This is a genomic window from Endozoicomonas ascidiicola (assembly GCF_001646945.1).
Classification (GTDB): domain Bacteria; phylum Pseudomonadota; class Gammaproteobacteria; order Pseudomonadales; family Endozoicomonadaceae; genus Endozoicomonas; species Endozoicomonas ascidiicola.
In genome coordinates this window covers 678867-688866 of sequence record NZ_LUTV01000001.1, presented here as the reverse complement: position 1 = coordinate 688866, position 10000 = coordinate 678867, and the positions used below count along the sequence as shown (strand labels likewise).

The 10000-nt window shown below is 49.6% G+C and carries 13 protein-coding genes and 2 rRNA genes (1 of these 15 running past the window's edge); 5 read left to right on the top strand and 10 right to left on the bottom strand.

Annotation, left to right across the window (positions count from 1 at the left end; all coding sequences use genetic code 11):
- A 23S ribosomal RNA gene (locus AKL11_RS02760) occupies window positions 1-1545 on the top strand (it extends 1532 nt beyond the left edge of the window).
- A 124-nt stretch (window positions 1546-1669) separates the two neighbouring features.
- A 5S ribosomal RNA gene (rrf, locus tag AKL11_RS02755) occupies window positions 1670-1785 on the top strand.
- Window positions 1786-1869: 84 nt separating this feature from the next.
- Here the strand turns inward: rrf and AKL11_RS02750 are convergent.
- From AKL11_RS02750 to AKL11_RS02715, 8 genes are all read right to left on the bottom strand, one after another.
- Window positions 1870-2115 carry a helix-turn-helix transcriptional regulator gene (locus AKL11_RS02750; RefSeq protein ID WP_067515076.1) on the bottom strand — a complete coding sequence of 82 codons (246 nt, stop codon included), beginning with the start codon at window positions 2113-2115 and terminating at the stop codon, window positions 1870-1872.
- Window positions 2116-2240: 125 nt separating this feature from the next.
- Window positions 2241-3431, bottom strand: coding sequence for a Rha family transcriptional regulator (locus AKL11_RS02745; RefSeq protein ID WP_067515075.1), 1191 nt, complete (start codon window positions 3429-3431; stop codon window positions 2241-2243).
- A 74-nt stretch (window positions 3432-3505) separates the two neighbouring features.
- The gene (locus tag AKL11_RS02740) at window positions 3506-3829 is read right to left on the bottom strand and encodes a hypothetical protein (protein WP_067515074.1); all 324 of its coding nucleotides are present in this window, start codon (window positions 3827-3829) and stop codon (window positions 3506-3508) included.
- A 10-nt stretch (window positions 3830-3839) separates the two neighbouring features.
- Entirely contained in the window at window positions 3840-4328 is a 489-nt protein-coding gene (locus AKL11_RS02735) for a single-stranded DNA-binding protein (RefSeq protein WP_067515073.1), read from the bottom strand.
- Window positions 4328-5872 carry a YqaJ viral recombinase family protein gene (locus AKL11_RS02730; protein ID WP_067515072.1) on the bottom strand — a complete coding sequence of 515 codons (1545 nt, stop codon included), beginning with the start codon at window positions 5870-5872 and terminating at the stop codon, window positions 4328-4330. The genes AKL11_RS02735 and AKL11_RS02730 overlap by 1 nt, the downstream gene beginning before the upstream one ends.
- Entirely contained in the window at window positions 5873-6658 is a 786-nt protein-coding gene (locus AKL11_RS02725; protein ID WP_067515071.1) for an ERF family protein, read from the bottom strand.
- Window positions 6648-7043 (bottom strand): hypothetical protein, encoded by a 396-nt coding sequence (locus AKL11_RS02720; RefSeq protein ID WP_067515070.1) that lies wholly within the window; start codon window positions 7041-7043, stop codon window positions 6648-6650. The genes AKL11_RS02725 and AKL11_RS02720 overlap by 11 nt, the downstream gene beginning before the upstream one ends.
- A complete protein-coding gene (locus tag AKL11_RS02715; RefSeq protein ID WP_067515069.1) occupies window positions 7012-7344 on the bottom strand; it encodes a hypothetical protein in 333 nt (110 codons plus the stop codon). The genes AKL11_RS02720 and AKL11_RS02715 overlap by 32 nt, the downstream gene beginning before the upstream one ends.
- Before the next feature lie 179 nt (window positions 7345-7523).
- Here AKL11_RS02715 and AKL11_RS02710 point away from each other — a divergent pair, with 179 nt between their 5' ends.
- Window positions 7524-8003 carry a RusA family crossover junction endodeoxyribonuclease gene (locus tag AKL11_RS02710; RefSeq protein WP_095210111.1) on the top strand — a complete coding sequence of 160 codons (480 nt, stop codon included), beginning with the start codon at window positions 7524-7526 and terminating at the stop codon, window positions 8001-8003.
- On the opposite strand, the gene AKL11_RS02705 is transcribed toward AKL11_RS02710, so the two are convergent.
- Entirely contained in the window at window positions 7998-8621 is a 624-nt protein-coding gene (locus tag AKL11_RS02705; RefSeq protein ID WP_067515068.1) for a S24 family peptidase, read from the bottom strand. The genes AKL11_RS02710 and AKL11_RS02705 overlap by 6 nt on opposite strands.
- Before the next feature lie 159 nt (window positions 8622-8780).
- Window positions 8781-9038, bottom strand: coding sequence for a pentapeptide repeat-containing protein (locus AKL11_RS26570; protein ID WP_366556845.1), 258 nt, complete (start codon window positions 9036-9038; stop codon window positions 8781-8783).
- A 36-nt stretch (window positions 9039-9074) separates the two neighbouring features.
- Between AKL11_RS26570 and AKL11_RS02700 the strand changes: the two genes are divergently transcribed.
- Window positions 9075-9416 (top strand): hypothetical protein, encoded by a 342-nt coding sequence (locus AKL11_RS02700; RefSeq protein ID WP_366556840.1) that lies wholly within the window; start codon window positions 9075-9077, stop codon window positions 9414-9416.
- The gene (locus tag AKL11_RS02695; RefSeq protein ID WP_067515066.1) at window positions 9373-9864 is read left to right on the top strand and encodes a hypothetical protein; all 492 of its coding nucleotides are present in this window, start codon (window positions 9373-9375) and stop codon (window positions 9862-9864) included. The genes AKL11_RS02700 and AKL11_RS02695 overlap by 44 nt, the downstream gene beginning before the upstream one ends.
- The last annotated feature ends 136 nt before the right edge of the window (window positions 9865-10000 follow it).

Genomic DNA, 10000 nt, shown 5'->3' with positions numbered 1-10000 from the left:
GTAATCGATGGGAAACAGGTCAATATTCCTGTACCCCTTTTGACTGCGACGGAGTGACGGAGAAGGCTAGGTCAGCGCGGCGTTGGTTGTCCGCGTTTAAGATCGTAGGCTGGGGACCCAGGCAAATCCGGGTCCTCAAGGCCGAGAATTGATGACGAGGTTCTACGGAACCGAAGTGATTGATGCCATGCTTCCAGGAAAAACTTCTAAGCTTCAGGTCAAAAGGGACCGTACCCCAAACCGACACAGGTGGTCAGGTAGAGAATACCAAGGCGCTTGAGAGAACTCGGGTGAAGGAACTAGGCAAAATGGCACCGTAACTTCGGGAGAAGGTGCGCCGGCTTTGGTGATCGGACTTGCTCCGTAAGCTGAGGCTGGTCGAAGATACCAGGTGGCTGCGACTGTTTATTAAAAACACAGCACTGTGCAAACACGAAAGTGGACGTATACGGTGTGACGCCTGCCCGGTGCTCGAAGGTTAATTGATGGGGTTATCCCTCTTTTAGGAGAGTGGAGAAGCTCTTGATCGAAGCCCGAGTAAACGGCGGCCGTAACTATAACGGTCCTAAGGTAGCGAAATTCCTTGTCGGGTAAGTTCCGACCTGCACGAATGGCGTAACGATGGCCACGCTGTCTCCACCCGAGACTCAGTGAAATTGAAATCGCTGTTAAGATGCAGCGTATCCGCGGCTAGACGGAAAGACCCCGTGAACCTTTACTATAGCTTCACAGTGGATTTTGATGTTGCTTGTGTAGGATAGGTGGGAGGCTTTGAAGCGWKGACGCYAGTTMDYGTGGAGYCAAYCTTGAAATACCACCCTGGCAATATTGGAGTTCTAACCCAGGTCCTGAAACGGGATCGGGGACATTGTGTGGTGGGTAGTTTGACTGGGGCGGTCTCCTCCCAAAGAGTAACGGAGGAGCACGAAGGTTGGCTAAGTACGGTCGGACATCGTACGGTTAGTGTAATGGCACAAGCCAGCTTGACTGCGAGAGGTACATCTCGAGCAGGTACGAAAGTAGGTCATAGTGATCCGGTGGTTCTGAATGGAAGGGCCATCGCTCAACGGATAAAAGGTACTCCGGGGATAACAGGCTGATACCGCCCAAGAGTTCACATCGACGGCGGTGTTTGGCACCTCGATGTCGGCTCATCACATCCTGGGGCTGAAGCCGGTCCCAAGGGTATGGCTGTTCGCCATTTAAAGTGGTACGCGAGCTGGGTTTAGAACGTCGTGAGACAGTTCGGTCCCTATCTGCCGTGGACGTTGGAAGTTTGAGAAGAGCTGCTCCTAGTACGAGAGGACCGGAGTGGACGGACCACTGGTGTTCGGGTTGTGTCGCCAGACGCATTGCCCGGTAGCTATGTTCGGACGGGATAACCGCTGAAAGCATCTAAGCGGGAAGCCCCCTTCAAGATGAGACTTCCCTGGGCACTAGATGCCCCTGAAGAGCCGTTAAAGACTATGACGTTGATAGGTTGGGTGTGTAAGTGCTGTGAGGCATTGAGCTAACCAATACTAATGACTCGTGCGGCTTGACCATATAACGCCAAAGCGATCTGCAGAAGCAGAAGCCATGCATATAGCATGAGAGTGTTTAGCAAGAAAGACAGCTTAAATAAACGGATTCCAAGACTGAGCGCGAAAGCGAGCAGTCACCAGTTACGCCTGGCGACCATAGAAAGTTAGAACCACCTGATCCCATCCCGAACTCAGTAGTGAAATGACTTATCGCCGATGGTAGTGTGGGGCTTCCCCATGTGAGAGTAGGTCATCGCCAGGCACTTATTATTTTATGATGCAAAAACAAAGGCTTCCATTTGGAAGCCTTTTTGCGTTATTTCCGATTCGGATTTGTTTCGGATTATTATTGATATTTATATGCTTCTGCTTCCGCCAGGCTTTCAAAGGTTTCTTGGCACTTTACCCAAGCATTTAAGTCTTCAACTCTGTAACGAATCGAGCGACCCATTTTTAGAAAGGGAGGCGGTTTTTGACCAAAGAGTTCTCCGGATACTCTTGATTTGTCAAGTGAGCTTTTACAGAAGCCAATGTACATGGCCGCTTCTCGGGTGGAATAATTAATGCTTTCAATAGGAGCTTTAATTTCCATAATTTCAATCCTCTCTGATTGTGGGATTTCAGGTTTGCTCGGTACAGCATTCCAAAAGATGTTACTATTCTATGACTGAGTAACAACTTTGACGGAATTATTTAGTGCCTTGTAGCACTCAGTTGTTAAAAGAAAGTTAAGATATCGTATGTCAGCACAGGCTGAGCATTACTGGTTGTTAGTCGTTTACTATTATAGTTGTGAAAGGCCTGTTCTGTAGGGTCATACATGAGACCATAGCTCCATCCTTTGCTGCTCAACAGATACTTTCCTTTTTTACCCTGACCGGTCCATTTGATGATCCGGTGTTTCTCCAGCACCTCGACGACATGCTGGCGGCTGCGGCCAATAAAATCGCCCAGTTCTACAAGAGAAAAGTAATCGTCCAGCTCATAGCGGTTACGTTTGCGCTTTTGTTTTCTTTGAACAGGTTCGTGATCTGTTTCACTCCCTACCATCGTCGGATCAGCATAGTGGCAATCTTGATTGAGCGATTCAGTTTCTGGTTGATCAGGATGAGCCGGTCGCAATTGATCCAGCACGCTCTGATACCACTTCACCTGTTTCACCGGAGTACCACTGTTATGGGATTTTCCGGTATCGAGGATTTCACACAAAGGCTTGCCCTGATCGGTGGGAACCCACTGGCTGTCAATTTTGATCTGCAGACCTGCCGCTTCCAGTAACTTATTGACATGTCGTGGATCTTCCGGGGGTGTCATCATCTGACCAAGCTGGGTCGGAGTAAACGTCATTGCCTGAACAGGAGCCACCAATTGTTTCTGGCCCATGGCTTCCAACGGAGAGAAACCGATCTGGCTTTTCAACAACCGATCAGCAGATAACAACTTCTGATTGCCGGTAAAGCCCAGTGCTTCGGCAAAAGCGATGGCTTTCAAAGATGTGTTCATATTGATTTCGAGCAGGGTCTGGGGCGTGGGCAGTTCCTGCTCGTTGGTTGGAGCTTCTTTTAAGTGAGCCGCAGGGGTTGCTCTGCCGGATTCCAGATTATCCCAGCGCAATACCAGGTCGGCGCAATAGTTCCCATCGATGGACGCCATGGCGGTGATGCTGTCGAGTCGATCCAGTAACAGATGTTCCACAAACTGCCCTGAAACCCCCTGTTTTGGCCTCTCCTCAATTTGAGGAGAGGCAATTGCACCCTCTTTAACCAGTCTTTCGATGGTTCGTTTAACGTTGTCTGATCGTTTGCCAGCCACGCTGGCTATCTCGATATGAGACATTTTTAATTCGGTGGCGCCGGTCAGCATCTGGCTGTGAGTATTCTCAGTGGCTGAGAGCAGTTTACCGTCCATAGTCTTTCCCTTTTTTAGCTCTTGTGGATAAATTACCAGGTCAGTTTTTCCAGCAGGTTGTGGATAAACTCTATTCAGTGAATGTTGTCGCTTTCATGCACGACAGTGGGTTGTTCATTCTCCCGGAGACGCTGCAGGATCAGTCCGGTCACTAACATGGCCTGATCCCGCGCCTGTGGACTGTGGATACCTACGGTGATAGCCACAATCAACGTCGTCATTTCAATCAGTACGTTTTCAGCGTTCAGCAACTGGCCTTCCATTTCGTCGCCGATCCGGTCAGCGATCATGACTTTTTTGGCCAGCTCCTTTACTTCTTTGTTGGAGCTGAGACCGGCGGCTTCCTTTTGTTTGATCTCAATGGCTAATGCCAGATCATCGGGTGTCAGTTGGCTCATACCCTGCTCCTTAAAATGGGATGGAATCGTCGTAAGAATCGTACTGTTGTGATGGCATGCTCTGTGGTGAATGGCTGCCATCCCGGGCGCTGGCGTACTGGTTAGTCTGTTGCTGGGAGTGTTGAGCCTGAGCAGGTTGTCCTTGCTGGTTGTTAGGATTATTTTCCAGAAACAGCAATTTGCCGTTGAATCCGCTGTACACGACTTCGGTTTGATAGCGATCCTGACCATTCTGGTCTTGCCATTTGCGAGTCTGAAGCTGGCCTTCAATCATGGCTCTGTGACCTTTGGCTAAATATTGGGCGGCCAGTTCGGCAGGTTTTCCGTACAGCACCACACGGTGCCATTCGGTGCGGGTCTGTTTCTGACCATCCTTCTTCCAGCTCTCTTCGGTGGCCAGCGAAAGGATGGTGACGGCATTGCCGTTGGTGGTGGCTTTGCAGTCCGGGTCTTTCCCCAGTCGTCCAAGCAGGGTGACGCGGTTCATGGATGCGGCCATCAGGCAGTTTCCTTCTGTCGTGTGTTATGGGAAATAAGTTCAGCGCGGCGGATGATCAATTCGATGCGGTATTCATTGCCGTGGCGATCAAAGCGGTAGCAGTCCAGTGAGCCTTTGCCGAGCCACTTTTCCATGCTGTGGATGTCATCGGTGAGGATCTCTTCGGTAACGTCTTCATCGGTATAGAGAAGATCAGGTTGGTCTTCGGTGGTTTCTGTTGTGACTGGCCCGGGAACAGGATCATTGGCCGGTGCGTGTTGCAGAACTTCTTGATGCAAGCGCATTTCAATAATGGCAATCAGGTCGGTTTGTTCTTTATGCAGCAGCACATCCAGATCCGGGAAAAGATAGTCTTTATCCACAGCCATTTTCCGGAACACCGAGAGGTTATTGCTGACAGCCTTTGCCTGTTGCTTCTGTTCGATCCGTGCCTGCGCCAGCCTGTCGTTTACTGCAGACTGCATGCTGGAGACGCTCTTTTTCCCTTTGATCACATCCTGAAAATCAGTGGGGATCACCACTGCCGCAATCCAGCCCGGGGTGAGTTCGGTATTGATGATCTGACGTTCTTTTTCCAAAGCAGTCACGGCTGTCATAACCATGCTGTCTTTGATGTGCTGCTTCTGGTGTTTGACTTGTTTGTCCAGCGACTTACGTTTGCTGGCCATGGCATCGGTGAGATGATCAATGCGAGTAAAAAGTGCGGCGATTTCCGGTACCTGGCTGAGAGCAATCTCTTTGCCGTCTTTTAACTTCGTCTCAGTTTTTTTGAAAAACTTCACCGCGGATTCCGCATCGGCAAAGTCCTGATCGGTAACCAATGCTGATTTGATGGAATCAATGCGATCCAGGATCTGGTTTTCCAATTGCGGCAGGTTGGAGTGGTTCACCTGACCATCCAACTGAATCACCAGGGCAGTAGTGTCCTGAATAAGCTCGCCTTCGAGTGCTTGCTCAGGTGCAGAGGGTTCAAAGTTGTGAAGATCTTCCTGAAACTGTTTCCAACCGGCGATCAGGGCTTTACGACGATCATCGTGTGAGTAATATTTAACGTGACGCAGGCTATCAGCAGTGCCATCGGAGCAAACGAACAGCGCAAAGTCGGCATCGCTGACCAGTAGCTGATGTTCCAGCTGCCAGTAATAAGCCGGTTCAATGCCTTCCCCTTCTATTTGAGCAACCAGCTTTTCATTCCAGAGCTTGTGCTCAAAGATCCGGTCTTCGAGCATGGTCAGCCCGTCAAAGCTGGCTAACAGTGACAACCCGTCAACCTTCGTCACACCGGTTGCAGGAAACAAATCCGCATCCAGAATCGCTTCTGCCAAAGGCCGGGCTTTTTCTTCGGCACGGTGTCCGGCATCAAATTTCTTCTGCAGAAATTCGCTCACTTCTGGAGTGCTGCCGGTTTTCTTATGATGCAGCAGCTGGTCACGGGTTAGAAAGGGACTGTCGCCCATCATGGCCGGCGCTTCGCTGGCGGTGAAGTAGTTCTGTCGCAGGGCGAGCCATTCCGGCGTCGCCTGTTGGATATCGAGAATGTCCATTTAATGGCCTCGTGGTTGGATGGCTTTCAGTTGTTGTATTTGTTGCGGGGTAGCTGGGGCTTTGGAATTGATTTTTCGGATAATGCGGTCTGCACTCTGTTCGCCGGTCTCAATGGATGCTCGCCATTCTGGTAACAGACGCTGGAAGTCTTTATTAGAGTAGTGAGACTTAGCCTGAGTCTGGGGTTGGGCATTGCCATTTATATCAGGCACGTAACCGTCGGTGTCATCATCGGTACAGGCCACACCCAGAATCCCTACCAGCGTCTGACGCTTCAGATAGGTGACGGTTGAACCGATTTGTTGCAGTGGGCTTTTTTTGCCGGTGTTATCCACAGGGCCCGTGGCTGTATTGCAGATGAAATGGCCAGACACATGGCTAAGGTTGCAGGTGATGGTGATCTGCGGCCCATTCTGTTGTTGCTCAAACCAATAGCTCAGGCCGTGACGATGCAGTACAGGTTGAACCGCTGTCACCACATCATCAATAGAAGCGTAGGAGTATTCCATACGACCACCGTTGGTGGTGTTAAAGGCAGCCGTCTTGTTCTTTTTGACCATTGGCATTTCCTGCTGAAAGCGGGCAAACGCCTCATTAAACTGCTGTCGTGCAACAATGGACTGACTCTGTTCATACAGTTTCATGACCCGTTCCAGCGTGTCGATGCTGGCATTCTGGGTGATGGCCAGTTGCATAATGTGGCCGACTTCAGAGAACGGTTCAGTTTTATCCACAGGCAATACGTCAGGTGCTTCAATCACCTCAGTTTTCTTTTTAGCTGGCATGGCGAAGGGCCTCGTCCTGATGAATGCGGTGTCTGACGGCCAGAACCTGATCCGCAATTTCCATGCGAAAGCTTTTCTCAAGGTCTCTGGATAAGGTGCGGTGCAGTTCGCACCATGAACGGAAATCAACGGTTACGGCATCTTCGGTTTCCGGATCATTACGCCAAACGGTGATTTGATCCCGAATCACCCGGTAGATTTGCAGTACCGACATATCCGGCGTGATGTTGCTGATGATTCGGTCTTTCAAAATACAGACCTTGCTGTAGTCGTAGGTGTACTGGTTGATGTTCAGCCAGTCGCTGATGCCGGTGATCACCGGTTCTTCCAGCCGGTTGATTTCTGTCGTTTGTCTAGCCACGGCAATAACCTCTTTTGCTCGCATAGTTGATGACATCCCAGCCGGAGAGCCGGGCGTATTCGTCGTTGCAGTCATGCACCAGCTGTTTCACAGCCAGCCAGCGGTAGCCCTGCATGGGGTGGAATTCTTCAAGGGTGAGAAAAGTGAGAAAGCTGCCCAGAGTCAAAACACCAAAACCGGCAACGGTGACGGGTTTATGATCTTCAATCTGTTCCTGAATGTTGGTTTCAATCCGTTCCAGCTCGGACTCGATGGTTTCTTCGAGGGCTTCTCTGTCGTCGATGGCGCTGAGGTGCTGGTTGAGAGTGCTGGTGATGGCGTTCATTTTTTAATTATTCGATTTGTTAATATTTAATTAACATAAGTTATAATATAAAAATTAATATATTAACAAATGTTAGTTTATTGTATTTATCTATCGAGAATGTACTGACGATGGTTTTTAGTAATGGAATGGGTTGGCTCTGCCCTAAAATTCAGAGGTAGAAGGAATGGTGAGAGGATATGGATACCGTCGAAAACTGGTTTAGTACGCTTCCGGAATATTTAAAGAATGAGCTTGATCTGTTCACAAAGGTTTACGATCAGTCGGTATTTATTAACACGATCCCAGCGGGTAAAGGTCGTCCCCGATTTTCCCGCCGGGGACACTGCTATACACCGGAAGCCACAAAAAAGGCGGAGCAGCTGGCGCATTATTCAGGGCAGCAACAGAGAGCCGGTGTTTTGATGACAGGTCAGATCGGGGTGCTGGTACTTGCCGTCTTTCCTGTACCGGTGAGTTGGTCAAAGAAAAAACAGACCGCAGCACGGGCCGGGATTATTCGTCCGGCAGTAAAACCGGATTTTGACAATGTGGCGAAGCTGTATTGCGATGCCCTGAACGGCATTATCTGGGAAGATGATAAGCAGATTGTTGATGGCCGCTGTATTAAGATCTACGGTCAGCGACCAGGAGTGCTGGTGTTGAGCTGGCAGTTATAACGGGCAACGAAACCCGACAGCTGTCCCTTTGTAAATGCTCAGGACATCACCGGTGTAAGATACTTTCAGCTCTGAATAGAGTGGGTTAATCACTTTAAAAATATGCTGGTTGGCGCTTAACCGTTGCCAGACTCTCAGCAGCATCTGACCTTCAAGTTCGATCAGCAGTATTTTTCCGGGTTTGGGTTCAAGATCCTGGTCGATCTGGACAGTGCTGCCATTGGGGATCAGCACTTTCTCCGCATTTCCCGGATCAATCATCGAGTCATTATCCAGCCGGATGAGAAAGCTCTCATTATCGGATTCAATAATTCGGATGCCTGCATCTTTCTGGATAGCTTTCTGCTTGTCCTCAATCTCCTGATAAAACGCGTGTATGTCATCAAGGCTGATCAGGGGCAGAGCGTTGGGATCAGGTTCTTCCTCACCGTTATCCAGCCAGTAAACGCTGACGCCCAGTGCCCGGGCGATGGCCATCTTACTTTCCAGTTTGGGATTGCGTGTCTGGTTCATCCACATGCTGTACAGGGCTGAACTGCAGCTAACTTCCCGGGCGATTTTGGCATCCGAGAGGTTCAGCTCTTTGGTTTTTTGTTTAACGCGCTCAGTCCAGTGCATTGAGACGACCCTCACCATTTTTCGTTATTCCATGTTTAGTAGCAATTTATCACAGGAAAGTGCGCAGACCTTCGTTGCTGTGGTTAAGGTTATCGGCTTTCAATCTTTACAATATTAAATAAAAGCGATTATTCTAAACCTCTAAAATAACAAAAGTTATCAATCGTGCTTATAACCACCACAAAAAGGATGTTTGATTATGTGCCTGCCTAACAATAAATCCCGGGGATACGCCTTCCCAGGCGACAAAGTGGCTAATCTGTTTTTCGTCGTACTGGAAGGTGCTTTATGAACGATGACAGCCTGAGCCAAAACAGCCTGAGCCAAGACAGCCTGAGCCAAAACAGCCTGAGCCAAGACAGCCTGAGCCAAGACAGCCTGAGCCAAGACAGCCTGAGCCAAGACAGCCTGAGCCAAGACAGCCTGAGCCAAGACAGCCTGAGCCAAAACAGCATGGATGAAGAGACCTTACCGCTCTACTGGTATGAGATTCGATGGCCCATTCGGGGTCACCTTCCCCACTTCGAGATGACTCACGAGATCTACGATGAGCTGGTGAAAACCTATCCCAGCATCAACATCAACGTGGAGCAGGAGTTGATCAGCGCTTATGCCTATATGAAGGATCGTTTCCCAGGTTGCAGTGAGGGCGGTTTACCCGGTTTATCACCAACTGGATGGAGAAGAATGAAAAGGCTAAGCGCAAGACCAATCGGTGGTTTGGTGGGGCAACTGACGATGGAGGTCGTGTATGAAAGACTTTGGCAAAGTCTCCGGCCAGTTCTGGATCAGTGATGATGTTCAGGCACTGTCGAATGAGGCCAAACTCATGGCGCTTTATCTGCTGACCACCGGGCACGGAAACCTGATTGGTATCTTCAGATTACCAAAGGGATATATGGCAGCAGACCTGAACTGGGAAGTGCCGAGCGTTGAACGAGCGATTGCCGAGCTAACGACGAGCGGTTTCCTGTTGGCCTCGGAGGGGTGCAAGTACATCTGCATTCCGCAGTTCATGGAACACAATCCTGTGGACAATATCACCCAGATCGATGCCCGCCTGAAGCTGCTGGTCAAACTGCCACACACGCTGCTGAATGACCTGCCTGGTATTGTCCCTGTTATTGAACGGGCAGTTATGAAAGCCAGTGATTACAAGGGCTCGAAGCAAACAGAGGTGCTGATTGAAACTGCTCGGAAGATGCTCGGCAAGTGCTTGGCAGAATCTCGCCTAGGAGGCTGACCGAGAATAGCCAAATCAGTTATGATAAACCTCAAAACCAAATATAATGATGCCAAATGTCTCCACCTCCAAAATTCAAGGATAGCCCTGTTGAGTTCAACCAGCATTTGCTGTTTCCAACCAACATCTTTGACCT